The organism is Arthrobacter sp. NtRootA1, assembly GCF_019976975.1.
In the GTDB taxonomy this organism is placed as follows: Bacteria; Actinomycetota; Actinomycetes; order Actinomycetales; family Micrococcaceae; genus Arthrobacter; species Arthrobacter aromaticivorans.
In genome coordinates this window covers 4498582-4524086 of the sequence record NZ_AP024630.1, presented here as the reverse complement: position 1 = coordinate 4524086, position 25505 = coordinate 4498582, and the positions used below count along the sequence as shown (strand labels likewise).

Annotated in this window: 25 protein-coding genes; 13 read left to right on the top strand and 12 right to left on the bottom strand. The window is 62.0% G+C overall.

Features of this window, described 5'->3' with window-relative positions:
• The first annotated feature begins 147 nt into the window (after positions 1-147).
• The 4 genes from LDN90_RS20545 (at position 148) to LDN90_RS20530 (ending at position 3148) form a co-directional block, all read left to right on the top strand.
• Entirely contained in the window at positions 148-1185 is a 1038-nt protein-coding gene (locus LDN90_RS20545; RefSeq protein WP_223946906.1) for an AvrD family protein, read from the top strand.
• On the top strand, positions 1182-2156 hold the full coding sequence (locus LDN90_RS20540; RefSeq protein ID WP_223946905.1) for a beta-ketoacyl-ACP synthase III: 975 nt from the start codon (positions 1182-1184) through the stop codon (positions 2154-2156). The genes LDN90_RS20545 and LDN90_RS20540 overlap by 4 nt, the downstream gene beginning before the upstream one ends.
• An 89-nt stretch (positions 2157-2245) precedes the next feature.
• Positions 2246-2491: an acyl carrier protein gene (locus LDN90_RS20535; RefSeq protein WP_223946904.1), complete on the top strand. Its 246-nt coding sequence runs from the start codon at positions 2246-2248 to the stop codon at positions 2489-2491.
• 45 nt (positions 2492-2536) lie between these two features.
• Positions 2537-3148, top strand: a complete 612-nt coding sequence (locus LDN90_RS20530; RefSeq protein WP_216926515.1) for a flavodoxin family protein — start codon at positions 2537-2539, stop codon at positions 3146-3148.
• Between the two features lie 88 nt (positions 3149-3236).
• Here the strand turns inward: LDN90_RS20530 and LDN90_RS20525 are convergent, their stop codons facing one another.
• From LDN90_RS20525 to LDN90_RS20515, 3 genes are all read right to left on the bottom strand, one after another.
• Positions 3237-3851: a thioesterase domain-containing protein gene (locus tag LDN90_RS20525; RefSeq protein WP_223946903.1), complete on the bottom strand. Its 615-nt coding sequence runs from the start codon at positions 3849-3851 to the stop codon at positions 3237-3239.
• A gap of 4 nt (positions 3852-3855) precedes the next feature.
• Positions 3856-4263 (bottom strand): helix-turn-helix domain-containing protein, encoded by a 408-nt coding sequence (locus LDN90_RS20520; protein ID WP_216926513.1) that lies wholly within the window; start codon positions 4261-4263, stop codon positions 3856-3858.
• Positions 4264-4343: 80 nt separating this feature from the next.
• Positions 4344-5012 (bottom strand): HAD-IB family phosphatase, encoded by a 669-nt coding sequence (locus tag LDN90_RS20515; protein WP_223946902.1) that lies wholly within the window; start codon positions 5010-5012, stop codon positions 4344-4346.
• 166 nt (positions 5013-5178) lie between these two features.
• On the opposite strand from LDN90_RS20515, the gene LDN90_RS20510 reads away from it, so the two are divergent.
• From LDN90_RS20510 to LDN90_RS20490, 5 genes are all read left to right on the top strand, one after another.
• Positions 5179-5856 carry an NAD(P)H-dependent oxidoreductase gene (locus LDN90_RS20510; protein WP_223946901.1) on the top strand — a complete coding sequence of 226 codons (678 nt, stop codon included), beginning with the start codon at positions 5179-5181 and terminating at the stop codon, positions 5854-5856.
• Positions 5857-5865: 9 nt separating this feature from the next.
• Positions 5866-6570 carry an AAA family ATPase gene (locus tag LDN90_RS20505; RefSeq protein WP_223946900.1) on the top strand — a complete coding sequence of 235 codons (705 nt, stop codon included), beginning with the start codon at positions 5866-5868 and terminating at the stop codon, positions 6568-6570.
• Between the two features lie 115 nt (positions 6571-6685).
• Positions 6686-7588, top strand: coding sequence for a helix-turn-helix transcriptional regulator (locus LDN90_RS20500; RefSeq protein ID WP_223946899.1), 903 nt, complete (start codon positions 6686-6688; stop codon positions 7586-7588).
• 67 nt (positions 7589-7655) lie between these two features.
• Entirely contained in the window at positions 7656-9389 is a 1734-nt protein-coding gene (locus LDN90_RS20495; protein WP_223946898.1) for an ABC transporter ATP-binding protein, read from the top strand.
• Positions 9386-11359: an ABC transporter ATP-binding protein gene (locus LDN90_RS20490; protein WP_275963586.1), complete on the top strand. Its 1974-nt coding sequence runs from the start codon at positions 9386-9388 to the stop codon at positions 11357-11359. Before LDN90_RS20495 ends, LDN90_RS20490 begins: the two co-directional genes overlap by 4 nt.
• Before the next feature lie 117 nt (positions 11360-11476).
• Here LDN90_RS20490 and LDN90_RS20485 read toward each other — a convergent pair whose 3' ends face one another.
• Positions 11477-12049 (bottom strand): MOSC domain-containing protein, encoded by a 573-nt coding sequence (locus LDN90_RS20485; RefSeq protein ID WP_223946897.1) that lies wholly within the window; start codon positions 12047-12049, stop codon positions 11477-11479.
• Between the two features lie 91 nt (positions 12050-12140).
• Here LDN90_RS20485 and LDN90_RS20480 point away from each other — a divergent pair, with 91 nt between their 5' ends.
• A complete protein-coding gene (locus LDN90_RS20480) occupies positions 12141-12920 on the top strand; it encodes an alpha/beta hydrolase (RefSeq protein WP_223946896.1) in 780 nt (259 codons plus the stop codon).
• A 20-nt stretch (positions 12921-12940) separates the two neighbouring features.
• Here the strand turns inward: LDN90_RS20480 and LDN90_RS20475 are convergent, their stop codons facing one another.
• A complete protein-coding gene (locus tag LDN90_RS20475) occupies positions 12941-13420 on the bottom strand; it encodes an NUDIX domain-containing protein (protein WP_223949346.1) in 480 nt (159 codons plus the stop codon).
• A gap of 367 nt (positions 13421-13787) precedes the next feature.
• Here LDN90_RS20475 and LDN90_RS20470 point away from each other — a divergent pair, with 367 nt between their 5' ends.
• Complete coding sequence (locus tag LDN90_RS20470; protein WP_223946895.1) at positions 13788-15032, top strand: hypothetical protein; 1245 nt, start codon at positions 13788-13790, stop codon at positions 15030-15032.
• A 92-nt stretch (positions 15033-15124) separates the two neighbouring features.
• Here LDN90_RS20470 and LDN90_RS20465 read toward each other — a convergent pair whose 3' ends face one another.
• From LDN90_RS20465 to LDN90_RS20450, 4 genes are all read right to left on the bottom strand, one after another.
• Positions 15125-15301: a hypothetical protein gene (locus tag LDN90_RS20465; RefSeq protein WP_216926505.1), complete on the bottom strand. Its 177-nt coding sequence runs from the start codon at positions 15299-15301 to the stop codon at positions 15125-15127.
• A 7-nt stretch (positions 15302-15308) separates the two neighbouring features.
• The gene (locus tag LDN90_RS20460) at positions 15309-16424 is read right to left on the bottom strand and encodes a glycosyltransferase family 2 protein (protein WP_223946894.1); all 1116 of its coding nucleotides are present in this window, start codon (positions 16422-16424) and stop codon (positions 15309-15311) included.
• 197 nt (positions 16425-16621) lie between these two features.
• Positions 16622-16792 carry a hypothetical protein gene (locus tag LDN90_RS20455; RefSeq protein WP_216926503.1) on the bottom strand — a complete coding sequence of 57 codons (171 nt, stop codon included), beginning with the start codon at positions 16790-16792 and terminating at the stop codon, positions 16622-16624.
• Positions 16793-16971: 179 nt separating this feature from the next.
• A complete protein-coding gene (locus LDN90_RS20450; protein ID WP_223946893.1) occupies positions 16972-17802 on the bottom strand; it encodes an oxidoreductase in 831 nt (276 codons plus the stop codon).
• A gap of 411 nt (positions 17803-18213) precedes the next feature.
• Between LDN90_RS20450 and LDN90_RS20445 the strand changes: the two genes are divergently transcribed.
• Entirely contained in the window at positions 18214-20241 is a 2028-nt protein-coding gene (locus LDN90_RS20445) for a rhamnogalacturonan lyase (RefSeq protein WP_223946892.1), read from the top strand.
• A 95-nt stretch (positions 20242-20336) separates the two neighbouring features.
• Here the strand turns inward: LDN90_RS20445 and LDN90_RS20440 are convergent, their stop codons facing one another.
• Both LDN90_RS20440 and LDN90_RS20435 read right to left on the bottom strand, forming a co-directional pair.
• Positions 20337-21038 (bottom strand): SRPBCC family protein, encoded by a 702-nt coding sequence (locus LDN90_RS20440; RefSeq protein ID WP_216926501.1) that lies wholly within the window; start codon positions 21036-21038, stop codon positions 20337-20339.
• A 200-nt stretch (positions 21039-21238) separates the two neighbouring features.
• On the bottom strand, positions 21239-23932 hold the full coding sequence (locus LDN90_RS20435; RefSeq protein ID WP_223946891.1) for a Tat pathway signal sequence domain protein: 2694 nt from the start codon (positions 23930-23932) through the stop codon (positions 21239-21241).
• Between the two features lie 283 nt (positions 23933-24215).
• On the opposite strand from LDN90_RS20435, the gene LDN90_RS20430 reads away from it, so the two are divergent.
• Positions 24216-24794: an adenylate kinase gene (locus tag LDN90_RS20430; RefSeq protein WP_223946890.1), complete on the top strand. Its 579-nt coding sequence runs from the start codon at positions 24216-24218 to the stop codon at positions 24792-24794.
• On the opposite strand, the gene LDN90_RS20425 is transcribed toward LDN90_RS20430, so the two are convergent.
• Positions 24791-25498 carry a glycosyltransferase gene (locus LDN90_RS20425; RefSeq protein ID WP_223949345.1) on the bottom strand — a complete coding sequence of 236 codons (708 nt, stop codon included), beginning with the start codon at positions 25496-25498 and terminating at the stop codon, positions 24791-24793. The two genes, LDN90_RS20430 and LDN90_RS20425, sit on opposite strands and share 4 nt — an antisense overlap.
• Positions 25499-25505 lie beyond the last annotated feature (7 nt).

Genomic DNA, 25505 nt, shown 5'->3' with positions numbered 1-25505 from the left:
GGGGTGGAACGGTTCCAGCCTAGTGGCCGGTGCGGGCCGGGTCATCCGCAGACTGGTGTTCCCACCACCACCATCCACGGACACTGGTTGCCGCCGGCTGGACGATGGATTCTTGGATCACCGCCGATGACGATCCTAGGAACATCCATGCCACTTGCCCTACGCCCCAGCATCGAGAATTACCCGTCCATCGACGAACTTCTGGGCGACGGTTGGGGTCGGTTCTTCAGCCACGGCTACAAGACCACCAACCCGAATCTCCGGGACCTCCGCGTGAACCATACTGTCTCCGAATCCACGCTCACTGCCCGCGCCGCTCTTGGCGTTGAAGGTACGTGGTCCATCAAGGGGAACTCGGAGCAAACCCCACACCTTGGCACCACGGATGTCCTTGTTTTGACTGCCAGGATGGCAGAGGCTTTGTTGGCCAGCCGGTATTCTCCCGAACTGCTGCCTGCCGCCTATCTGGCGTCGGTGACCATCTCGGGTGGTAGTGAGCCTGTGGAAGGCACCCTGGGCGATCTCGAATGCCGGGCGACGCTACAGGACCTGGGACACGCTTCGGTCCTTCGCTGCTCTGTTGCGTCCATGACCGCGGTACTGGAAGTGGCCCATGAGCACGCCGAGCTCGGGCTCGCGTCAGTGCAATCGCCGTCCGAGGAAGCTCTGGTGGGTGACGCCAGCACCCGTCTCTACGGTGGCCTGTGGGCAGAACGGCAGGTTTCGCTGCTGGACGTCGTCCTGGATCCCGGTGAAGGAACGGCCCGCGCGCAGCTCTCGTTCCACCAGCAGACCCCACTATCCCGACGCCTCGACGACCGCCGCGGGCTGGAGGCCGCCTACCCGCAGGCGCTGTCCGCCGTCGAGTACTTTGTTGCCTCGCTGCAGCTGGGGCAGGTTCTCCTGTACCGGCTCGATTCCATGAACCGCGCGGACAGCAACACCTTGTGGATGCGCAAAACCCGCATCACACTCAACGGCTCCTGCCCGAAGAATGGGGGCGGGCAGGAGACCGGCCTTGCAGTGGAGCTGCAGAAGAGCCGGTTGATCCAAAAGGACGGCGGATGGTGGCGCCTCGCTGATGTCGTAGGAACGTTCGACGGCGGCGAAGTAGTTTGCAGCGTTGCCCACCAACTGCCGTCCCATGGTGCGGCAGCAAGTGCTTCCGTGGGGGATAAGAAATGAGTGCGGCATCCGCCGTTGTCCGGGGACTGGGCGGAGCACTACCTAGGAAAGTGGTCACCAACGAGCACCTGTCTGCTGTCATGGACACCTCGGACGAATGGATCAGGCGCAGGACAGGCATCGCCGAACGCCGCCACTCCGACGAAACGGAAAGCACCAGCGTCCTGGCCACCATGGCGGGCCGGCGCGCCTTGGCCAGTGCCGGCGTCGATTCGGCTGGGCTCTTGATTGTGGCCACCTCGACGCCGGACAAGGTCTGCCCGGCCACCGCACCCAAGGTGGCGGCGAACCTGGGGTTGAAGGGCATCGCTGCTTTCGATGTTTCCGCGGTCTGCTCCGGATTTGTCTATGCCCTGACCACGGCCACCTGGGCTATCCGTTCGGGATCCGTGGACTCGGCCCTGGTAATCGGCGCGGACACCTTTACCCGCCTGCTCGATCCGACGGACCGGACCACCTCGGTGATCTTCGGGGACGGAGCGGGCGCAGCCTACCTGTCTGCTGGAACAGCAGAGGAACCCGGAGCCATCAAGGCCTCAACGCTGCACTCCGATGGCGAAGGCGAAACGCTCATCCAAGTGCCGGAAGGTCCCGGTTCATTTTTTGAGATGCAGGGCAAAGAGGTGTTCACGCAGGCAGTCGCAGCGATGTCCGATTCTGTGGAAACAGTGCTCGCAAGCGCTGGTTGGGCTGCTGGCGATGTGAACTCCTTGATTGCCCACCAGGCGAACCTCCGGATCTTGAACACCGTTGCTTCGGTGACCGGCATTCCGGGATCCAGGGCCGAGGTTCACCTGGACAGGGTGGGCAATACCTCAGCCGCATCCATCCCGTTGGCAATGACCTACGCCGGAACCAAAGGCCACAGGAGTCCTGGCGACAAAGTGGTTCTGACTGCCTTTGGCGGAGGGACTACCTGGGGAGCCGTTGCCATGACATGGCCATCGATCTCGGTTGTCGACCCGCACTAGGGCCGGACACCGATTCCTGCAGGCCGGGGGTGCCGTGCAGGACCACTGTGGCGCCGGCTAACCCGGGCCACCATAAAAGGGGGAAGCAAATGGAAATTACAGCTATGGACGTCGTTGGGGCGATTGGGTCCACCATGGACGAGCTCGGCCACATGGGACCGGACGACTCGTTCGCCGACCTTGACATCGATTCACTGTCGCTTGTTGAAGCCGCCGTGATCCTTAGCAACAAATTCGGTGTTCGCGTGGACGAATTCGAGCTCACCGAGGCAGGCAGCGCCCGCGCCGCAGCCAGCATGGTCACGGAAAAGCTGGCCCTGCAGCCCGCCATCTAGTCACACCATTACAAGTAGACGCAGAGACGACAAAGTAAGGACACCATGGCCAATCCGGCGATTGCAGTTGTTTATTATTCAGGCTCGGGCCACACCAAGGTCCTGGCGGACGCAGTGGTTTCCGCTGCCGCCGCCACCGGAGCCACAACGGCTCTCCTGCGCGTGGATGAGCTGACCCAGGAATCCTGGGATTTCATCGACCAGGCAGACGCCATCATTTTCGGCGCCCCTACCTATATGGGCACGGCGCCATCGGCCTTTCATGCGTTCGCCGAGAAGACCGCAGGCCGATGGGCCGTGCAGAAGTGGCACAACAAGCTGGGGGCAGGCTTTACCAATGCCGCTTGCAAGGCCGGTGACAAGAACTCCACGCTGGACTATTTCTCCACTTTCGCAGCCCAGCACGGCATGAACTGGATCAACCTGGGCCTGCTTCCGGGATGGAAGAGCACCAAGGGCAGCGAAAACGATCTCAACCGCTTCGGTTACTTCAACGGCGCCGCGGCCCAAACCTTCTCGGACGTCGGCGTGGAAGGCGTCCACCCCGCAGACATTGCCACCGCCCAGCACCTGGGCAGGCGGGTTGCTGAGATCACCGCCATTTTCACCACGGGCAAGATCGCGATGGACAGGGAACTCGTCAGCGCGGGAGCCTGAAAAGCGGATCCACGCTCCGTAAAAGGCCTGACGACACCCACATTTGGGTGTCGTCAGGCTTTTTCCATCGCAACGGCAGGGCTGGCTTTCACACACTGGCCTTGAGGGACAGCGTCCTTCGCACGATTTCCCTTACGTCAGGGTTGCTGAGGTGGAACAGGTGGCCGCCCGTGCCAATATCAAGGAGTCGGGGCTCCTGTGCACACCACTCCACCCAGCGGCGGGACTCCGACGCGGGAACAACGGGATCGTCCGAGCTGAAGAGAACCGTGGCCGGTACCGTGAGCTGCATGTTTGCAGGCCGGCCAGGGTACTGCGCCAACAATTCCAGGTCCTCCAACAAGACCTCCCGGGCCCGCTCGGACAGGGCTTGCCCGCTGACAGCGGCCGCCGCGATAGCACCGACGTCGTGCCTTCCCGACGGCGGTCGCGCGGCGGCGAGGAAAACATGCTCAAGGCGTCCGGTGTCCTGAAGCAGCAGCGCAATCTCGAAAGCAAGAACAGCACCCATGCTGTGCCCGTAAAGAGCGAGCTGCGGAGACGGTGACGTGCCTATCCGTTCGGCGAGTGACTCGGCAGCGGCAGCAATAGACGGAAAATTCCTGCCCCTGTAGCTGAATTTGGTGACCTGGACGTCAGCGAAACGCCAGCCCGCGAAACTCGCCGTGGTTCCGCCCGCATGGTGCAGGCAAAACAAATGCACAGTATTAGTTGAAAGTGAGCCGGTGGCGGTCGTGCTCCATGCGGGAGGCCGCGACGTCATCCATGTGTTCCTCGGCCCATTCCTTCATCTCGAAGATGATCCGAAGCAGGGAACGGCCGCGTGGAGTCAGTTCGTAGTCCGTCCGCACGGGTACGGAAACAGTCACATGCCGCAACACCAGGCCGTCACGTTCCAGTGAGCGCAGCGTGGAGGTCAGCATTTTCTGGCTCGCTCCGGGTATGCGCTTGCGGAGATCGCTATGGCGTTGCTGCCCGTCTTCCAGAGCCAACATCACCAGCGTGACCCACTTGCTGCTGATGGCCTCTAACAGTTGCCGAGCAGGGCAAAGGTCCAGGGAAGCGTTGTAGTGCTTCCGGGCCGTCTGGCGTTTCTGTTCAGCCGTGAGAGTCATATCCCCAATACTTTCCCCATCAAATGGACTGTTGTCCTCAGCATACTTGGGGGCAATGACAGTGACGTAAACGCTGAAACCTAACCGGCAACCACGGGAGGCTGAGGCATCGTGGTGACCAGCAGCGACTGGCCAGCCAAAGCCATGAACTGCAGATCCGAGCTATGGTCGCCATACGCGAAGCTCGCGCTGAGGTCCACGCCATGTTCAGCGGCATGGGTCAGGACCGCCTGGGCTTTGGCTTCGCCCACCAGGGCTCCCTCAATTTCCCCTGTGTAGCTATCTCCGGCAAGGAGTGGACGTGTACACAGCAGCTCAAGGTTCGGCCACCGCCGTCGAACATGTAGCAAAGCAGGTTCGAACGACGCCGTGACCGCCACGAGTCGCCGGCCCGCCGCAGCGTGATCGTCCAAGAGAGAAGCAACCGGTTCGAGGAAGGACCAGTCGTCGGGTGACCCGGCCTGGACATCGGCCCAGCGCTCGCCGAGTTCCTGGACGTCGCCCACGCGGCGGCCGCGCCACCAGCTGAAGTACCGGGCGTTCGTCACGGATCTTGGTACGCCGTTCCTGGCTGCGGCCCGCAGGCCCTCAAGGAACTCCTCCGCTTCGGCTTTGCGGGAGTTGCCGGCATCGAAGCGGAGGAACTCGAAGATGGTGTTGTAAGCGGTGACGGTGCCGTCGATGTCGGTGTACACGGCCTGGGACGTGCCGCTGCTATGGCCTGCGATGGGGCTTCCGGATTCTTCCACAGGAAGAATCCTAGGGACTCCACCAACATTTGGACGCCCTGAAAGGGTAGGCACTTCGAAGTGCCCTAGGCACAAAAAAGTGCGTTCTTACGCTCTGATGCGATGTCCGTGAGGATCGAATACGGGGCACAAAGCGTCCCCGAAGCAAAGCCTCGAAAGGAAGCCAATGCCTACCATCCTCCACATCAACGCCTCCCCGCGATACGCCAACAGCGACTCCCTGCGGTTGGCCCGGCACTTCATCGATTCCGTCCAGGCTGCCGGTCCGGAGAGCTTTGAACTGGAGACCCTGAACTTGTTCGACGACGGTGCGTTGCCTGTTTTCGGTCGGATCGCGGCTGCTGCAAAGATGGCCGTTTTCACCGGCCAGGACCAGACTCCCGAGCAGGTTGCTGCTTGGGAATCCGCCCGCGCTGTGTTCGACCAGTTCGCTGCAGCCGATGCCTACGTCTTCAACATCCCCATGTGGAACTCGGGTGTCCCCTACGTGCTGAAGCAGTGGATCGACATCATCACCCAGCCCGGCTGGAGCTTCGGCTTTGACCCGGAGCAGGGCTACCGAGGCCTCATGGAAGGCAAGCAGGCCCTCGCGATCCACACCAGCGGTGTCTACGCCCCGGGTGTTCCGGCCGCTTTCGGCTCCGACTTCAGCAGCACCTTCTTCGCTGACTGGCTTAACTTTGTGGGCATCGAGGATACAACCCACGTCCGCTTCGCTCCCACCGTCCTCAATGGCGACGTCGATGGCACCCGCCAGGTTGCAGAAGCGGACCTGAGTGACGCTGCAATCGAGTTCGCCGGCAAGCTCAGCGCCGCAGGTACTCTCCAGCTCGTCAACGACTAGGAGCTCCCTGTGCGCATCGGCATTTCGGGTACCTATTCCTCGGGCAAGACGTTTACGTCCATGGCCTTGTCCCACTACACGGGGTTGCCCCGCACCAAGGCAAGGACCATGCGCGAAATCCTGCCTGAGGCCGCACCTGGCAAGACCCTCGAGGAATGCACTGCGGCGGAGCTCATCCAGATGATTGTGACCCGTCATGTGGAGCGTGCCGTGTACGAGGACAAGCTCTCGTCCGGTTTCATCTCCGACGGTTCATCGCTGCAGGAATGGATCTACGGGTCCGTGCGGGTTTCCCTCGGACTGAACCCCAGTGCCTCAGCACACCTGGCGGCGGGGGAGAGCGTGGAGAAGACTCCGGAACTCGCATTCTTCGAAGACGTAATGACCAGCCTGGGCAACAGCTTCAAGAAGCACGTCAAGAACTCCTTCGATGTGTTCGTGCACCTGAAGAACGAGCTTCCGCTCTCCGCTGATGGACACCGCCCGGTCAACGATCAATTCCGGAACATGTCGGATGAGATCCTGCAGCACACCATGGACGAGTTGGGCATCCCCTTCCACGTTGTGTCAGGTTCCGTGGAGGAACGCCTCCAGAAGATTGCTTCGCTCTTCAACCTCCAGCCGCGCATGAGCCCCGAGGATGCTACACGCCTGGCAGCCGAGGAATACGCACAGTTGGACGTGCGCTCCGAACGGGAGCGGGTCCTGCAGTAACCGGCTCCTGCAGTAACAAGGAAACATCCGCTTGGATCCTGCTCACCGGTTCGTCCGGCCGACCCCGCGTCACCGCGAGGTTCGGCCGGACGCTCGTCTTTTACTGGAGACCCCATTGCCTACCGACCAGCCTCTTTCCTATCAAGCCCGCTCCAACCACGCCCGCCTTGGCGAGTTCTTCCGCACCCGCCGCGAGCAGACCCGTCCCCAGGATGTCGGGTTACCAGTCAGCCCACGACGCCGGACTCCCGGACTCAGGCGCGAAGAGGTGGCCGTCCTGGCCAATGTTGGCGTCTCCTGGTACACGTGGCTGGAGCAAGGGCGGGCCATTGGCGCCTCGGAGGAAATCCTCGATGCTATTTCGAACGCACTGCGGCTTAGCCCTGAGGATCGGACGTATGTCCGGCGGCTCGCGTCCGGGCGTCGTTCGGGCCTCTCCGGCAACATGGACAGCGCGGCCGGCGGTCCGGCCTTGGGACAGGCCACCGGTCACACCTTCGGCGTAGGCGACGCCCAGTTCGCTCTGCTGCAACAACTGGTGGATGCCATGGCGAATCCCAGCTATGTCGCTGACCCTTTTTGGACGGTCGTGGCCATGAATTCCATGGCCGCGGAAACCTTTGATACCCGGGTGGGTGAAAGCTGCCTCCAACGATTCTTCACGGATCCGGAGCTCGCCCGGCCCCACGTGCACAAGGAGATGATGGCCCGATCCATGGTGGCGCAGTTCCGTGCGCAATCAGCCAAGTTCCCGGACGATCACCGCTTCGATGCCATGGCACGGCACCTTTGCGACGTATCGGAGGCTTTCAAGGAGTTGTGGCAACGCCAAGTGGTAAGCGATTCGTACCATGTGGATGTCGTATACGACCACCCAGCTGTGGGCCGCCTCAGTTTCGCTCCCATGGTTTTGGGCGTCCCGCAGTTCCCTGCCCTCCGTCTTTTCACTTACCTTCCCAAAAGCGGAACCGGGACCAAGGCAGCCCTGCAGGGACTGGGTAGGAAAGCAGTCGTATGACCTCTAGTTGCCCACAGCAACCAGACGTAAACTAGCCTTCGGTTCACTACGTTGGTTCGGAGTCCCCATGCTTTGGAAGGTTCTCGTTCGGTTCCTGAAGCCGCACCAGCGGTTGCTGATTGCCGTCGTCGTTTTTCAACTGGCGCAGTCCATAGCATCGCTGTACCTCCCTACGCTCAACGCCGACATCATCGATAACGGCGTTGCCACGGGCGATACAGATTACATCCTGCGCATGGGTGGCCTCATGCTGCTGATCACGCTGCTGCAGATCGCGTGTGCCGTGGTGGCCGTGTATTTCGGTGCGAAGGCAGCCATGGGAATGGGCCGCGACCTGCGGGATGCCATCTTTGCCAGGGTGGGCGAGTTCTCCGAGCAGGAAGTCACCAAATTCGGGGCGCCGTCCTTGATCACACGGTCCACCAACGACGTCCAGCAGGTGCAGCAACTGGTCCTCATGTCCTGCACGCTCATGGTTGCGGCGCCCATGTTGAGCATCGGCGGCGTCATCATGGCAGTGCGGCAGGACGCCCAACTGTCCTGGCTGATCGCGGTCTGCGTTCCGGTATTGCTGGTGGCCGTCGGGTTGATCGTGACCCGGATGGTGCCGCTGTTCCGCAAAATGCAGGTCCGGATCGACGCCGTCAACCGTGTCCTGCGGGAGCAACTCACCGGCATCCGCGTGGTCCGGGCATTCGTGCGTGAGGACATGGAGACTTCCCGGTTCGGCAGGGCGAACGACGACGTCACTGACGTAGCGCTGCGGGCCGGCCGTTTGATGGCGCTCATGTTCCCCGTGGTCATGTTGGTGATGAACATTTCCAGTGTGGCGGTGATCTGGTTCGGCTCGTTCCGGATTGAGGACGGTTCCATGCAGGTAGGCACCCTGATTGCCTTCCTCAGCTACCTCATGCAGATCCTGATGTCCGTCATGATGGCCACGTTCATGGCCGTAATGATCCCGCGCGCGTCCGTTTCTGCCGACAGGATCGGGGAGGTGCTGGAGACCCCCTCAAGTGTCCAGCCGCCGTCGAACCCTGTTACCGGTGGCATCCGCCGTGGCGAACTCGAAATGCGCGACGTCGAATTCGCCTACCCGGGTGCCGAGCAGCCGGTGCTCAGCGGCGTCACCTTCACCGCCCTGGCCGGCCAGACCACGGCAATCATTGGCAGCACGGGTGCCGGGAAGACCACCTTGGTGAACCTCATGCCGCGACTGTTCGACGCCACTGCGGGAGCGGTCCGGATGGACGGCGTGGACATCCGCGACCTGCATCCGGACCTGTTGTGGGGCCACATCGGCTTGGTGCCGCAGCGGCCATATCTGTTCTCAGGCACTGTTCGCAGCAACCTTCAATACGGCAAACCTGACGCCAGCGACGACGAACTGTGGCAGGCCCTTTCAGTGGCCCAGGCGCGGGACTTTGTTGAAGAGATGGAAGGTGGATTGGATGCACCCATCTCCCAGGGCGGCACCAACGTTTCCGGTGGGCAACGGCAACGCCTGGCCATTGCGCGGGCACTGGTGAAACAGCCGGAGCTCTACATTTTCGACGATTCATTCTCCTCGCTGGACACCGCTACCGACGCCCGCCTGCGTCAAGCCCTCAAACACCACACCAACGGTGCCACGCTGGTGATCATCGCCCAGCGCGTCTCCAGCATCGCGGACGCGGACCAGATATTAGTGCTCGACGACGGCAGGATCGTTGGGCAGGGAACGCATGACGAGCTGTTGGAGATTTCCGAAACGTACCAGGAAATCGTGTCCTCCCAGCTAGCGGCGGAGGAGGCGGCATGAGCGCCATGACAGCTGGTCAACGCGGGCCACAGCGGCCACCGATGGGGCCCGGACGTGGTGGTCCTTTCGCTGGAATGAGCATTCCGGCGGAGAAAGCCTCCAACTTTGGTGCCTCGGCCCGGCGGCTCCTGGGCACGTTGCGGCCAGAGCGGTTCTGGCTGACGCTGGTCCTGGTTTTCGCGGTGGTCAGCGTGACCTTGTCCGTCATCGGGCCCAGGCTGCTCGGCGAAGGAACCAACCTCATCTTCGCCGGTGTCGTGTCCAAACAACTGCCCGCAGGGGTTTCCAAAGCCCAAGTGATTGCTGGTCTGCGCGCCGCCGGCGAGAACAACAAAGCCGACATGCTGAGCGCCATGAACCTGACACCCGGCGTCGGCATCGACTTCGGTGCACTGTCCTCCGTGCTGCTCTGGGTACTGGCGCTGTATGTCCTGGCCGCAGCGTTCGGTTGGATGCAGGCCTACGTGCTCAACGGCGTCGTCCAGCGGACCGTGTATCGCCTCCGCGAGCGGATCGAAGCGAAAATCCATCGGCTTCCCTTGCGGTATTTCGATTCCATCCAGCGTGGTGAGCTGCTCAGCCGGGTGACGAACGACGTCGACAATATCTCCCAAAGCCTGCAGCAATCCATCAGCCAGGTGGTGTCCTCGCTGCTGACCGTGCTGGGCGTGCTCGTGATGATGTTCCTGCTCTCGCCCCTGCTGGCCATCATCGCGTTGGTCACCATACCGCTCACCTTGGGAACCACCCTGGTGATTGCCAAGCGCTCGCAGAAACTGTTCGTCGCGCAATGGAAAAACACCGGGGAGCTCAACGGGCAGATTGAGGAAACGTACACCGGCCACGCACTCGTGAAGGTCTTCGGGCGGCAAAACGAAGTCCAAGCGAAGTTCCGCGCCAAGAACAGTGAGCTGTACCAGGCAAGCTTCGGGGCACAGTTCGTGAGCGGGCTGATCATGCCGGCCATGACGTTCATCGGAAACCTGGTGTACGTGGGCATCGCTGTGGTGGGCGGTCTGCAAGTGGCGTCTGGAGCGATGCAATTGGGTGACGTGCAGGCCTTCATCCAATACTCACGGCAATTCACCATGCCCTTGGCGCAACTGGGATCCATGGCCAACATGCTCCAATCCGGCGTTGCCTCGGCCGAACGCGTGTTCGACCTTCTGGATGAGGAAGAAGAATCCCCGGAACCCGTTTCCGGCGAGGCCAGGGGCGCAGCACGTGGGCGGCTCGTGTTCGAGAATGTGTCCTTCCGGTACCTGCCCGACAAGCCACTCATCACGGACCTCAGCCTGGTGGCCGAGCCCGGTCAAAGCATTGCAATCGTGGGGCCAACAGGTGCCGGCAAGACCACCCTGGTGAACCTCATGATGCGCTTCTACGAGCTGGACGCAGGGCGCATAACCCTCGACGGCGTGGACATCGCAACCATGTCACGGCAGGAACTGCGCTCGCGGATGGGCATGGTCCTGCAGGATACGTGGCTGTTCGGCGGGACCATCCGCGACAACATCGCCTATGGTCGGCCCACCGCTTCCGAACCCGAGATCCTTGAAGCTGCCCAGGCCACCTATGTGGACCGGTTCGTCCGGTCCCTTCCCGAGGGCTACGACACCGTGCTCGACGACGAAGGCGGCAACGTTTCTGCCGGTGAGAAGCAGCTGCTCACCATCGCCCGCGCCTTCTTGTCCCGCCCGTCTGTGCTGATCCTCGATGAAGCTACCAGCTCGGTGGATACCCGTACCGAGGTTTTGGTGCAGAAAGCCATGAACGCACTGCGCTCGGACCGCACCAGCTTCGTCATCGCGCACCGGCTCTCCACTATCCGCGACGCCGATCTCATCCTGGTCATGGAATCCGGGCAGATCGTGGAACAGGGGACACACGCTGAGCTGCTTGCTACGGGCGGGGCGTACTCACGGCTCTACGAGGCGCAGTTTGCGGCGCCGGCGGCCGAAGAGGTGTGAGCCTTTGGTTTTGGGCTGTTGCTTCCTGACCTTGTTTGGCGTGCCGGCGGGCGTTTTTCAACCTGACGGGGTTGTATTTGGGCTTCCTGCCTTCCAAAGAGGGTCGGGAAGCCACGCTTAAGGTAGCCGCGAGGGCCGCAGCACCGTTGCCTCGCCCGCCCGGGAAGGGTCCAGCGGCACGGGACTCACCAAGACAGCCGGCCCCCGGTTCAGCAATCCTCCGGAGATCACCTGGCAACGCACCCCACCCCTGCCTCGCATTGCTTTGTGTGCACCCGGTGCCAGCATCTGGTCCATCCAGGCGCAGGGGTGGGCGGGCCTCCCTGCTTTCAGGCGCACGGAGTCGCCGCTGGACTCCAGAGTGAACTCATGCCCCAGCAAGGGAGCCAACTCGGCCCCACGGAGCACAACATTTCGCCGCGTTAGCAAGGGATCGAACGGCTCCGCATCCAGTTCCGAGGCAATCGACTCGAGCGCCTCCACCGCGAACACAGTCACTGCGGCGTCCATGTGCGCGGCTTTGCCGAAGAACCTGTCACCCACGATGCCCTTGCCGGCCACAAGTTCGGCTTGTTCCGCATCGGTGGTTGGAACGTCCGCGGCGCCTTCCCGGGCGCGGCCAAAATAGGCGTGCGCCGGCGAAACCAGAAGATGCAGCACCTCGACGTCGTACCTGTACTCGGGGGTCATTATTCAACGCTAATGCCTTCACGCTTCGAACGGCAGCTCCTTATGCCGTACGCCACAGCGCTAACGCCGCCCCCGAAGATACAGTGGCACGGTGAACTTTGCCGTTGCCCCTGATGGCGCTGAACTCGCCTGGTCATCCGAAGGCGCTGGCGAACCAATGCTGTTGATTGCCGGCCAAGCGACCGCCATGGACGGTTGGGGCCCGACGGCGAAGCTTCTGTCCCGCTCCTACCGCGTCATCCGCTTCGATCACCGGGGCATTGGCCGCAGCAGCAAGGGTGACGCGGCGCGTTACACCACGAGGCTGATGGCGGGGGATGCTGCCGAGGTCCTCAAGGCTGCGGGCGTTGATTTAGCACACGTGTACGGCCACTCCATGGGCGGACGTGTGGCGCAGTGGTTGGCCATTGACTACCCGGAGAAAGTACGGACGCTGGTCTTGGCCGCCACTAGTGGAGGCAAGTGGCCAGGTGAGGGTACGGAGGCCGACATGGTTGCCATGCAGGCCCTCGTCAGCGGGGATAGGGACCGCTTGGTACCGCTCTTCTTTGATGAGGACTGGGCTCACAACAATCCAGAGGCCACGCACACGTTCTTCACTTCCCACGCTTCCGCTTGGGCCAAGGCGCGGCATTTCAAGGCCAGTCGTGAGCACGATGCATGGAGCCGGCTCGGCGATATCAATGCCCCAACTCTGATAATTCATGGCACCGAGGATGCCCTTACGCCGTTACCCAACGCCGCCTTGCTCCGTGAGCACATCCGCCGTTCGGTGCTTGTAAAGGTTCCCGGCGCGGGACATGGCCTGCACCTGGACCACCCGGAGACCATTGACTGGATTCGGCAGTTCATTACCAAAAAGGGCGCCTAATTCCCACCCGGCCGGAGGTTCTAAAGGTCTTTCCCGCTTAGGTGCCGGACCAAAGCGTCCACAATGGGCAGTTGTCCTTTGACGAGCTTGGTCCGGGCTGTGGCTTCTTCAAACCAACGGGCATCGTCTATCTCCGGAAATTCTTTGATGGCGCCCGAACCCTTGGGCCATTCCATGGGAAAGGTGTTGCTGACAATCTCATCGGGCTGGAAGGAATCCGCTTCTGCAGCGAAGGCAGTGATGAGTTTGCCGGAGGGCTGTTTGAAAACCCCCAGGAGCTCGTAGGTGCCAGGCGGCGGTGGAGTCCCGATTTCCTCGGTGAATTCGCGGCGGGCAGCAATCAGTGGGTCTTCGTCCTCAAGGAATTCACCCTTGGGAATTGACCATGCGTGCTCGTCCTTATGCGCCCAAAAAGGTCCACCCATGTGGGCAATCCAAAGTTCCAACTCTCCAGTGGAACCTTGCCGGTAAAGCAGGATTCCAGCGCTGCGAATCGTGATGTGACCTCCCGACGTCATAATTTGAATGCGAAATGAACGGACAAAGCCAAGATTACTCCCGGGCAGGCCACCGTTATCCAATTGATGGCATATCGCCCATTTTGGTTCTTCAATTCCCTTCCTAAGGACCCACGTCTACTTGATAATCGAGGAACTGCACGTTCCTCGTGGGGGTGGGACGTCTTTGCGGTCGCCGGTTTTTGCCGGCGACGAGTCTGGGCGCATCAATGGAGGCACGGCTATGGCATGGTCAAGAGGGCTCATTCCGCATGGGCGAACAAAAGCAGCAGGTTTGGCCGTCGTGTTGGCGGTGGGTTTATCAATGCTCACTGGAGCAGGCTCATCACAGGCGGCCGATACAACTCCCATGGCCGAGGATCCTGGCCCTGTGGGCAGCTTCGCCTGGAAGGGTTTCAACTGGCAGAAGCGCTTCTGGGGTGGGGCCCCGATGTACAACGCGAGCTGGGACGCCAACAACGTGAGCAACCCGGACGCCAACGGGTACGTCAAACTGTCCATCACCAACCCAACCGGCTCGGCTCCCAAGGGTGCAGAGTTCCAGTCCACGCGTGAGGGATTCGGCTACGGAACGTACAGCACCACTGTGGAAAAGGACGTGAGCGCGCTACAGAAGGAAGTAGTCTGGGGTTGCCTCTTCACCTATGACCCGGCGGCCGAACCTGGTTACACGGAGATCGACCTCTGCGAGGCGTCCGCTTGGGGAGGCGGGGCTGCCTATGGCCAGAACTGGCCTGTCACCCAAGGCCATGGCTACTGGTTTGACGCCAAACTGCCTCCTGGGCAGGGCAACAACACTGTCACGTTCGGTGTCACCAACGCCCCGATCCTCACCCACAGGATGGTCTGGGAACCGGGCAAGCTTACCTTCGAGACGTTTGCTGGCGAAGGCTACGGAGGAACGCTGCTGAAGCGGACGGTCCTGCAGGGCTCCACAGTTCCACTTCCGGCCAAGGAACAGATCCACTTCAACCTCTGGGTTACTGGAGGTGGTGGCGGTGATGCTGCCCATGTGGCACCTGAATCCGTCACCATCCGTGATTTCTCATTTGTCCCGGGCATCCCATTGACGGCCCCAACACCCACTATCACCGGAACGGCGGCAGTTGGATCAACACTGACTGCCAATCCAGGCGCCTGGACCACCGGAACTGCATTGACTTATCAGTGGTTCAAGAACGGCACGGCAATCGCTGGCGCAACGGCCGCCACGCGGGTCCTTGCAGCCGCGGATCAGGGTGCCACGCTGACCGTCAGGGTTACAGGCACCAAAGCCGGCTACGCAACTACCACCAAGGAATCGGCGCCCACAGCTGCCGTGGTGGCCGGTACGCTGCTTGCACCTACTCCCACGATCACGGGCACTCTCACTGTTGGTTCCACGCTGACGGTCAACCCAGGGACGTGGACCTCGGGCACCACTCTGACGTACCAGTGGTACCGCTCCGGTGTGGCGATCACCGGGGCAACAGCCAAGACCTACGTTCTAGTGGGCGCCGACCACGGCGACACCATGCGGGTGCGGGTTACAGGAACGAAGGCCGGGTACACGTCGGTATCCAAGTATTCCGCCAACACGGCACTCGTAAGTTAAGGGAACGGTGGGTTAAGACAACAAACCCGCGGTTGTGTCGCGCTGGGGGCGTGATCCGACACAACTGCGGGTTTGCTGGTTTCTCTTACGCGCTAGTTACCCTGCGCGCGGACCGGGACGATCCTCTTGATGGCCAGGCCTAGGGCCAGCATCGCGAAAGCGGCCAGTGCGAACCAGAAGAGGTCCCCGGCACCGGTCATGGCAAGAGTGCCGGAGCCGGCCCCTCCTACGATTGCTGCGCCTACGGATCCTGCCGGGTTGTTGTACATGAGTCGTTTACCAAACTTTCTTTCTGTTGAGTGCGGCGTCCAGGTAGGCCTTGGCATGGACTGCCTGGAGGAAAACGTCGATGACGGTTTCGTACATGGTTGCGGCAAGCAACATGTACCTCCAGCCCCGGAAACGCAGGGTTACTATGCGTTCCAGGACGAAGATGCAGGTGACGGCAAGCCAGAATGGGTGGAGATTCAGCCCCATTCCGGTGGTCAGGGCAAAGACGATGGATCCGAGATAGGCCAGGGTCACCAGGACGCCGAGCATGGAGAGGAACTGACGTCCCCAGTAAGCCCTGGTTACTTTGGTCCACCCGTACTGCACGCAGTTCTCCACGGCTCCGCGCTTCCAGCGGAGCCGCTGGAACCATAGTTCCCGCCACGTGGGCATGACTTCGGTGACCAGCGTGCAGTTTGATGGAGAAGCTATGCGGTATCCGAGGGTGAGGAGTGCGAAGGACAATTCGTTGTCTTCGGTCAGCACCGAGGTATCGTAAACGCCGCCCTCGCCGTTTCCGGGAGGAAGCGTACCCTTCAATCGTGCTGCGACGACGTCCCCAAGGGTTTTGACGCGGAATAGCGCGGCAGTCCCTGTGACTACAAGGCACCTGCCGTGGAGGCGCTTTATATCCCGCGCGTAGCGGGCGTACTCATTTCGCTGGAGGTGACCTACGAATCCGCCTCCGGGTCCACCGCTGAACACTCCGCCCACGGCGCCCAGCAGTTCGTCCTTGAGGAGGTTGTTGGTGGCATTTTCGATGAAGTCCGGGGCCAGCTGCGAATCGGCGTCCTGCACCAGAACCAGGTCTTCGGGATCCGCTCCGGGAAGAAGCTGCCCCAGGGCGAAGTTCAGGGCACCGGCCTTCTTATCCTTGTTGCCAACTGTGCGGAAGACTTCGACGCCCTGGGCCAAGGCGAGTCGTTCAGTATCGTCAGTGCAGTTATCGGCCACCACGATCACACGATCCGGACGTTTGGTCTGGATGTTCAGCGAGACAAGGGTTTGGGTAATGCCAGCGGATTCGTTGTGTGCCGGGACCAGAACCGTGACCACACCACCGGGGGCGCGGTGGGATCCTCGTGGTGGAGCAGTTGTCTCTGAATTGACGCCCCTTTGCATGCTGGGATCCCTCCGTTCGAACCTTGAGTGCTGTTTCACTTAGAGTTCCAACGCAAACGCAAGAAACCTGCGCGCAAAGCATCAAGGAAGTCTCAAGGTTTGATCAGGAGTTCCCTGACGGCGTCACGACGCAGAAAACGCAAGAGGACGACGCCGGGAGGTCCCGGCGTCGTCCTCTTGCGGTGAGTTTGAGCTGCTTAGCGGCTCAGGCTAACGGTGAAGGTTTTCGGTCCGCTGAGCGTTACTGCAATGCCGCAGTTTTCTGCAGCGGCGCGGGGGGAAAGATCTCGGATGGCGGCGTCGATGGTGTGGTCGATTGCCGACTTGTCCCAGATTTTCAGCGTGATGGAGTCAGTATGTGTCGTCATTGTCAGTACTTTCACTCAGGCCGTTAACAGCCCCAAGCTTCTTCGCAGGGGCCGCATCCTCGTCGGTGAGGATTGCTGATTCAGCTTGTATGGGAACGAATTCCCTCATTCATGGTTCATGCTGCCCACCGCGATTGACAAGCTAATCCGGCCAAGTGTGACCGATTACACGTTGGACGTTACTCCGTGTAACCCGTGCTGACGCTCTGCTCGCGCCAACGATCCACCTCGGCCCGCTGGGCTTCCTCCACCGCACCGTAAGCGTAGTCGGCATCTGCACCCAGCAGCAGGAAGGCGGGCGTCTCGGCTGCTTCGACGGCGGCGATGATTACCTTTGCTGCTTTGCCCGGGTCGCCAGGCTGAGTGCCGTGCATTGTGTCATTTTCCTTGCGGCGCTTGCCGGCCGTCTCGGCGTAATCCTCAATTGCCTGCGCCGACTGGGTGAGGGAACGCCCCGCAAAGTCGGTCCGGAACGCGCCGGGCTCCACTACTGTCACGGAGATCCCCAGGGGCTTCAGTTCCTTCTGCAACGAGCCGGACAGGCCCTCCAGTGCAGCCTTCGACGCTGAGTAATACCCGGAACCGGGCGGGCAGATCCGGGCGCCGATGGAGGAAATATTCACGATGGCACCGGACCGGCGGGAGCGCATGCCTGGCAGGACGGCCTTGATCATGGCGACCGGACCAAAAACGTTGGTGTCGAACAACGCCCGGACGTCGCCGTCGTCGCCTTCTTCAATGGCTGCGCGGTAACCATAACCGGCATTGTTGACCAGGACGTCCACCGCGCCAAACCGGTCCTCGGCCTGCTGCACGGCGGTGTCTACCTGCGTCTGTTCGGTGACATCCAGGGCCAAGGCAAGGGCCGTCGTCGGAAATTCAGTGGTTAGATCCTGCAGTTTGGAGACGTCGCGCGCGGTGACGACGGCGTTATCGCCCCGCGCTAGCACGGCTTGGGCCAGCGCGCGGCCGAGTCCGGTGGAGCAGCCAGTGATGAGCCAGGTAGTCATGATGTTCCTTTCGAGGGTGGACCACTCCATTGGAACGCTACTCCTTGCTGCTGTGGGAGTGCCGCTGTTTCGGGGTACCCGCAGTGCCTCCCACATCGTGATGCATATGAAGGGCGTATGGCCTTGACCATCTTCGAAGCTCGATGGCCGCAAAAACGACTCCAATACGTTGGATTCGGTGCCTGTGAGCGGCGAAGAAGGTCAGGAACCAACGGGACGCTGGATAATTCAAGTTCTGTCAAACTCTTGACTGATCTGTTTTTTCACTGGTAAACCTTTAGGCGGAAAGCGTTTTCTCACCCCACCTCAATTAGGAAGGCAGGCGCTTTGCCAGTGAGTGAAACGTTCCAAATTCTAGGGTGGCAGATCCACTGACGCCCAGCATCAAAGGAGATGTCCTTGGTTTACCCCATGAAGTGTTCCTTTCGCAGTGCCAGTGCCCGTCGGGCAGGCCCACTGGCGGCCTCGGCTTCCCTGGTCGCGGCAGCTATCGCCTTGACGGGAGTCCCGTTCGCGCAAGCAGCTCCCGCCCAAGCAACCCCTGCCCAAGCCGACGTGTCGACGCAAGCCGGCCTCCCCGGCGTCGTGCCTGCCGAAAGGGTTGCCCCGACGCTTAAGCGTCAGGTCGAAAAGCTGGACCGCGCACCTGTTGCGGTCTTGACCGACCAAGGCGTGACCGTGAGCTGGCGCATGCTCGGCCTGGACGAGGACAGTATCGGTTTCCAGGTGCTGCGTGACGGCGTCAATATCACCGAGGAGCCCATCCGGAACGCCACCATGTTTGTGGATCCGGACGGAACGGCGGCGTCCAGCTACGTCATCAAGACGGTAGGAAATGGCCAAGGTCAGGACAAGTTGACCGAAGCGGTCACGCCGCTGGCGCAGAACTACCTGGCCATCAAGCTCGATAAGCCCGCCGACGGCGTGACCCCGGACGGCAAGGCCTACACGTACTCGGCCAACGATGCAACGGTGGCCGACCTCGACGGCGACGGCAAGTATGAGGTCATCCAGACGTGGGCGCCGTCCAACGCCAAGGACAACTCGCAGTCAGGCTACACGGGCAACGTTTACGTCGACGCCTACAAGCTGGACGGAACCAAGCTGTGGCGCATCGACCTCGGGCGCAATATCCGAGCCGGCGCCCACTACACACAGGTGCTGGCCTACGACTTCGACGGTGACGGCAAGGCCGAGGTCTCGTTCAAGACAGCAGACGGCACCCGCGACGCCGCCGGCACGGTGATCGGAAACGCCGACGCCGACTTCCGCAACAGCGCTGGATATGTCCTGTCCGGTCCGGAATTCCTGACCGTCTTCAGGGGTGAGACGGGAACCATCATGGATACGGTCGCCTACGCGCCTGAGCGCGGCACCGTTTCCAGCTGGGGCGACAACTACGGCAACCGCGTGGACCGCTTCCTTGCTGGCGTGGCGTACCTCGACGGCGAACACCCCTCCATGATGTTTAGCCGCGGCTACTACACCCGCACCGTCCTGGTGACGTACGACCTCGTTGCCGGGAAGCTTGTGAAACGATGGACCTTCGATTCCAACCTGGCCGGTGACGAGTACAAGGGGCAGGGCAACCACAACCTCTCCGTGGCTGACGTGGACCAGGATGGCAAGGATGAGTTCGTCTTTGGCTCCATGACCATCGATGACAACGGTCAGCCGCTCTACAACACGAAACTGGGTCACGGCGATGCGATCCATACCGGCGACCTTGATCCCTCGCGCCCCGGACTGGAGACATTCGCAGTCCACGAGAGCATGAGCCAGAGCGGAAACCGGGGTGCCACTTTCCGTGACGCTGCCACGGGTGAAGTCCTCTGGAGCATCCCGGCCATCAAGGACACTGGACGGGGTGCGGCTGGAGACATCGATCCCCGCTACGCCGGTGCCGAGGGCTGGGCGATCGGCGGCACTGCTGCGTGGGATTCACCCGTGGGCCAGCTGATGTCCGCCAAGGGCGAGCTGATCGCGGAGAAAATTCCTGCCGCGAACTTCCTGGCCTGGTGGGACGGCGATCTCCTCAGGGACATTGTGGACCACGACTACGACGCAACTGTATCCCGTGGCGTTCCCACTATCTCCAAGTGGAATTGGGAAACCGAGCAGAGCGACCGGCTGCTGACGGCCGACGGCGCCCGCAGCAACAACACCACCAAGGGAAACCCGTCCATCCAGGCGGACATCCTGGGAGACTGGCGTGAAGAGATCGCCTGGCCGTCCACGGACAGCACCGAACTGCGCATCTACACCACCACGGCTCCAACTGAGGTCCGCTTGCGGACGTTGATGCACGACACCGTGTACCGCACTGCCGTCGCCCGGGAAAACGTGGCCTACAACCAGCCATCGCACCCGAGCTTCTACATCGGCGAGGGTATGCAGACTCCGGCGTTGCCCGCCGTCGTCTATTCCGGCCAGAAGTAACGGCGCCTATTCATAGGAGCGTCGCTTTAACAGGAGTGCCGCCCGGATCGTGGTGATCCGGGCGGCACTGGTTGTTTGTTTCGTGTGGGTGGCTGCTACCGCTGGCCGGGCAGTCCTCCCATTGGTGGGATGTAGCCCGGGCCGAAGCCCTTATCGTCCTTCCGTTCCTCGGCACTGTGCGTATCGCTGTCCGCGGTCTCGTCGGAATCGCCGTCCAGATCTGCCAGGCCATTGGTCTGATCGAAGGGGTGCGTAATGGGGTCTACGATCGGGACGTCGCCGGGCTTATCAGTGCTAGCCGCGGATGGTGTACCGCTTGTGGTCGTGGTCGCCGTGGTGCTCGTTGTCGCCGTCGTGCCCATGGCAGCATCCCGTTCGGGCGCCTTGTGCTCGATGTATTCCTTGAACTTCTTCAAGTCTGACTCCGCCTGCCTTTCAACCACATGCAATTTGTCGCCGAGGAATTCAAGGACGCCGTGCGGTTCGTATTCCAGGGACAGATGCAAGGAGGTCTGGCTTGGTCCGGCTTCCTTGAAGTCCACCCAGCCGGCATTCTTGGCACCTTCCACAGCGGCCCATGCCACAGCCCGATCCATGTCCTGCTGAACGATCTTCGCTTCCCAGCGGCGATGGACGCCAGCGATTTCGGCTACCCATTCCAGGCGATCATCGCTCAGGCGCGTCACGCGTTCCACCCCACCCATGAAACGGGGGAACTCCTCGAACTGCGTCCACTGTCTGTAGGCCATACTCACCGGAACGTTGACCATGATGGTTTTGTCGACTTTCGTGGTCACGATGTCCTCCTCTGACTCGCTACCGTATTTGTCAGCATACTTACAGTATCGAGCTTTGAGCGTGGTCACCAGAGGTTCCCGCTAGCTTGTTGTTGTGGTGGCTTCCTGACCCTCTTTGGGCGGCTGGGGGAGAGGATTCAACCCCTTTGGGTTACATTCTGCTGCTTTCGGCGGCAAAGAAGGTCAGGACCCAACAGGACTTACGACGCCGGGCCCTCCTCACCGGGTAGCGCGCCTCCGATGAGAGCGAGGTTTTGGATGAGGGCCAGTCCGAACTGGGCGGTGTCGTTGGTGGAAACAGTGGGGGCCTCGTCCACTGGTTGAAGGACGTAGGGCGGGAGGATCTTCTTCAAGGTGAAGGCCTCGGCATGGTTCAGGTTCTCCCCGCCCTCGGCAAAGCCTGCCCAAGCCAACTCCGCCAGGTCCGGCGACTCGAGTCGGGCTGCCGCGTAGGCCGTGAGCCGGCTGTGTGCCTGCGTCAGGTAGATGCCTGCCAAGGGCTGTCCCACTTCCGCTGCCTGCTGCTCAGGCGAAGCCAGGAACAGCCGGCAGTACTGCAGCCACGCGTTCTCAAAGGATTCATCGGGCACCAAGCTGATGAGTTCGCTGCAGATTTCGACCAAACCGAACACGGCACTCAGGTGCGAGACGCTGATGGCTTCCCTGCCGGCGTCGAACCTTCCCTTGTCCAGGTCGTAGAGCGCCTCGCCCGTGAGGAAGCCGTATTTCAGGGCGCCGATATCGGCCATAGTGCCCAAGAGCCGGTCGCGTGAGCGGGGGTTTCCGGTGCGTTCCCAGTCGGTGAGCCAGGTGGCTGCGAGCGAGCCCCAGTCCGTACCGAGCCCTACGCCCAAGGCGCCGCGGTCCGGGCGGTAGGTATCGGCGTCGGGCCTTACTTTGCGGACGGGGTCCAACCCGAGGAAGTTCTGATCGCTGTCCACGAGTTCGGTGAGGAGGTCGCCGGTTCGTTCGTCGGCGGTCAGGTAGTAGTAGAAACGACGGTAGGCCGGGGTGCTGATGCGTAGTTGCTTGGCGCTGCATCCCCAGTGCTGCACGTTGTGCCGCGAGCCCAGACCGCGCCATGGTCCAAGGTGGTACACATCCACTTCGCCGGTATGGCGGGTCATGGCCTCGGCGAAGCGGAAGACGTCGGCGCGGCCCGAGCGGAGGTACATGTACCAAAGCCAGAGGTCCGGCGAGAGTTCCGAGTTGTCCCAGGCGTAACCGCCGACGTCGTACCGCCAGACATGCCGGTCGGAGTCGTAGGTGTGCATGACGTCTCCGTAGTTCCAGAACCCGTACCAGCGGCGTTGCTCGGTTTGGCCCTGGTAGAAGTCGAACAGGAAATCCAGCTTGTCTTCCAGCTCTGCGCGGGCCGGGGTACTGCGGTCCACGGGTGACCAGTCACCGAAGACGCCGGCGGCGTGCAGGTACTCGGGCGATGGCTGCAGAAGCGCGGGAGTGGACGCCGAGAGGGCATCGGCGGCGAGGCTTTCCGTGGAGGGTGTGGCGTCGTAGGCGAACAGGGTCAGCTCATGGGTACGTCCGATGCCGGTGGGATTGCCGAATCCGGGCTCGTAATCCTCGTACGTGATCTCCAGGCCCTCGAGTTGTTCCTCAAAGGTGTCCTGCCCCAAGCCGTCATGATAGAAGCGGAGGTCCATGGGCTGCGCTTCGGGGGAGAAGAGCCACGCCGTCATTGTGGCTTCTGCAGTTGCGGCGCCGCGGATGTCCAGTTGGCCCGGGTGCGACTGCCAGAAATCTCGCACGCCAACCCCGAATCCGCCCCGGAGGTCACTCAGCGAGCAGAAGCCTGAGGACCGCGTTCCGCCGGAAATGCCCACCCAACCGTGGCCCGGAGCGGTACGTTTCCGCAGCTCAAAACCGTCTGCGCTCAGCTGCGTGAGCGTGTAGTCATTCCACGAGGGGATGAGGTGCAACCGCTCGGAAACCAGCGGGCTCCATTCGGTGGGCGGGGGAGTGGGTTCGCCGGCAATCTGGGCTTGGCGTACGGCCTCTCCCGGATCCCGCCGCAGGCCCGTCAACCCGCGGACCGCTTCCACGACAAAGCCTCCGTCCGCGCCTGCGATCCGGACGTGGCGATCGTGCAATTCGCTTTCGAATGGAACGTTGAATTGGACGCCCAGCCCGGCCAGGAAGTCCCTGTCAGCCTCGCCGTCCCAAATGAACGAATGCATCATCCGGATGCTCCGCGCGCCGGCGTAAAGGTAGAAGCGGATGGTGAACGGAAGCCATTCCCTTTCGCCCAGGTGCGCCCGGTGGCGGCCTTCCAACCGCACGACCGCCCGAACAGGGCCGTGCTGCTCCACCGTTACGGATGTGACGTGGCCGGTGAAACCTTGGCGGGTTGTGCTGCCGGCTCCCTCACTTAGCCCGGTCTGGAGAAGACTCACGAGTCTGCCATCCTTCGCTACCACCGAACCGTCGCGGGTCAGCGTACTGAAGCGGGTCAACGTACTGAACAGCGTGGGGCCTGATCGGGGGAGCACCATCTCCAAGGTGCCGGTAGAGACCGTTACAGACTCTTCCGTTTCGGTGACCGTCACCTCAGGTGAGCGTTCGACGGCGGCTGCCGGGCCGCCGTCGTGCTCTGACGGCGGGTGCGCGGTGCCTTTGTTGGTGGTGACGCTGTATGCCGCCGATGGCTGATCCGTGGCGCCGACCGCTAGGCCCGCCCACTTGAGGGAGCCGTCGGGCCAGGTAGCGAGCGGCCAGGTTTGGGCCTTGATGGCCTCGCCGCTGGCATCGAGGACGGACAACTCTTCCGCGCCCCGTACGGTACCCCGTGGAAAGGGCATCCCCCACGTCGTGCCGCCGCTAAGCCTGGCGGGCGGTTCGTCGTCGAGCCACGTGATTGGGGCGTGCTGAGTCATGTTCGATTCCACCTAAAGTTCCGGAAAGCGCTTTCTTTGGTACGTTTCAAAAACCTACCTCCGGGCGTTGCGGGCCGCAAGAGGTGACCGCGGAATGATCCCAAAAACCGTCCCTGGCGACTAAGGAGAAGCGTGGGGGAGCAGATCGTGCGGGGGAATCGCGATGGACTGCGAACGCCTGATGCCATTAGCGGCCGGCAGGAAAACCGACGACGGCGGGAGTGTCGCGCCGTCGTCGGCGTATCGTTTAAGTCCCGGCCGCCTCTTGAAACGGACTTGTGTCATGGCGCGATTGATCATCATGGGCCCTCCAGGTTCCGGCAAAGGCACGCAGGCGGAAGTGATCGCCCGGCATTTCTCGATCCCGGCGATCTCTACGGGAGACCTCTTCCGTGCACATGTTCGGGACAAGACGGAACTCGGCGCAGAGGCCGGCGAGTACATGGACCGGGGTGAGTTTGTTCCTGACCATGTCACCACGGCTATGCTCCGCCAACGCCTGGAAGACGCCGATACAGGGAACGGGTTCCTCCTGGACGGCTACCCGCGCAATGTCATCCAAATTGGCGCCCTTGATGAGATTCTGGCCGCAAAACAACAGGCACTTGAAGTGGTTCTCGTGCTGACAGTGGAAGATGCCGAGCTCGTTGCCCGCATGCTTCAACGGGCTCAGGAACAGGGCCGCAGCGACGATACTGAACTTGTGATTCAGCGCCGGCTGGAGCTGTACCGGGATGAAACGCAACCTGTGGTGACTGCGTACAGCCAACGCGGAATCCTGTTGATGGTGGACGGCTCCGGCGATCGCGAATCGATCACGGCTGCTGCGATCGCTGCGGTGGAGAAGGCCTTGGCGGCTTAGCGCGCCACGGACGAAAGGCCGGAGCTAAGGGCACGGAGATAGGCCGCGAATCCTTCGGGTGCCCGGGCCTGCAGTCGCCCGGAGGTTATCACCTTGGTGGTGTCCGTGGCGATGACCGCCAGCCCGAGCCGCCGAAGGCGTTCAACCAGGACCCGGTCCTCGTGGGACCTTAGCCTCGGAAAGCCGCCCGCGGCCAGATACGCAGAAGCACGGACGCCAAGGTTTGCCCCGTAAATATGGGGATGGTCCTCCCGGGAGGGGTGCAGTTCCCGCCAGCGTTCCAGGACTGCCTCGTCCATGTCCCGGGAGTCCGGCTCCACGGATCCCAAGATGGCGTCGGCACCGGCGTTGGCAAGTTCCACCTGTCGCACCAGCCAGTGCCCCGGGACGGTGGAGTCGGCGTCGGTGGTGGCCAACCACGTACCTGCGCCTGCGCCTGCGGCGAAGGGCAGGCGTTCCAAGGCTGCACGGATGCCGGCGTCGCGGCTGGCGCCCGTGCTGCGAAATCCGACCTCCACCGGGAGGAAACGGAGATCAGCCAAAGTGTACGCAGCCGTGATGCTGGAGGATCGGTCCGTGCAGGCGTCCAGGACCACAGCGATTGAAACCCCGATTCCGGCGTGCTCGCGCTGAAGGGCATCCGCCGCGGTCTGCAACGCCGCCAATGCTGAGCCGATGTGCCTTTCCTCGTTGTGGGCCGGCATGACCACC

What these genes read in the sequence shown, in the direction of transcription:
- LDN90_RS20545 (WP_223946906.1), top strand. Translation starts at nt 148, where the DNA reads ATGCCACTTGCCCTACGCCCCAGCATCGAGAATTACCCGTCCATCGAC.
- LDN90_RS20540 (WP_223946905.1), top strand. Translation starts at nt 1,182, where the DNA reads ATGAGTGCGGCATCCGCCGTTGTCCGGGGACTGGGCGGAGCACTACCT.
- LDN90_RS20535 (WP_223946904.1), top strand. Translation starts at nt 2,246, where the DNA reads ATGGAAATTACAGCTATGGACGTCGTTGGGGCGATTGGGTCCACCATG.
- LDN90_RS20530 (WP_216926515.1), top strand. Translation starts at nt 2,537, where the DNA reads ATGGCCAATCCGGCGATTGCAGTTGTTTATTATTCAGGCTCGGGCCAC.
- LDN90_RS20520 (WP_216926513.1), bottom strand. Translation starts at nt 4,263, where the DNA reads ATGACTCTCACGGCTGAACAGAAACGCCAGACGGCCCGGAAGCACTAC.
- LDN90_RS20510 (WP_223946901.1), top strand. Translation starts at nt 5,179, where the DNA reads ATGCCTACCATCCTCCACATCAACGCCTCCCCGCGATACGCCAACAGC.
- LDN90_RS20495 (WP_223946898.1), top strand. Translation starts at nt 7,656, where the DNA reads ATGCTTTGGAAGGTTCTCGTTCGGTTCCTGAAGCCGCACCAGCGGTTG.
- LDN90_RS20490 (WP_275963586.1), top strand. Translation starts at nt 9,386, where the DNA reads ATGAGCGCCATGACAGCTGGTCAACGCGGGCCACAGCGGCCACCGATG.
- LDN90_RS20485 (WP_223946897.1), bottom strand. Translation starts at nt 12,049, where the DNA reads ATGACCCCCGAGTACAGGTACGACGTCGAGGTGCTGCATCTTCTGGTT.
- LDN90_RS20470 (WP_223946895.1), top strand. Translation starts at nt 13,788, where the DNA reads ATGGCCGAGGATCCTGGCCCTGTGGGCAGCTTCGCCTGGAAGGGTTTC.
- LDN90_RS20465 (WP_216926505.1), bottom strand. Translation starts at nt 15,301, where the DNA reads ATGTACAACAACCCGGCAGGATCCGTAGGCGCAGCAATCGTAGGAGGG.
- LDN90_RS20460 (WP_223946894.1), bottom strand. Translation starts at nt 16,424, where the DNA reads ATGCAAAGGGGCGTCAATTCAGAGACAACTGCTCCACCACGAGGATCC.
- LDN90_RS20455 (WP_216926503.1), bottom strand. Translation starts at nt 16,792, where the DNA reads ATGACGACACATACTGACTCCATCACGCTGAAAATCTGGGACAAGTCG.
- LDN90_RS20450 (WP_223946893.1), bottom strand. Translation starts at nt 17,802, where the DNA reads ATGACTACCTGGCTCATCACTGGCTGCTCCACCGGACTCGGCCGCGCG.
- LDN90_RS20445 (WP_223946892.1), top strand. Translation starts at nt 18,214, where the DNA reads ATGAAGTGTTCCTTTCGCAGTGCCAGTGCCCGTCGGGCAGGCCCACTG.
- LDN90_RS20435 (WP_223946891.1), bottom strand. Translation starts at nt 23,932, where the DNA reads ATGACTCAGCACGCCCCAATCACGTGGCTCGACGACGAACCGCCCGCC.
- LDN90_RS20430 (WP_223946890.1), top strand. Translation starts at nt 24,216, where the DNA reads ATGGCGCGATTGATCATCATGGGCCCTCCAGGTTCCGGCAAAGGCACG.
- LDN90_RS20425 (WP_223949345.1), bottom strand. Translation starts at nt 25,498, where the DNA reads ATGCCGGCCCACAACGAGGAAAGGCACATCGGCTCAGCATTGGCGGCG.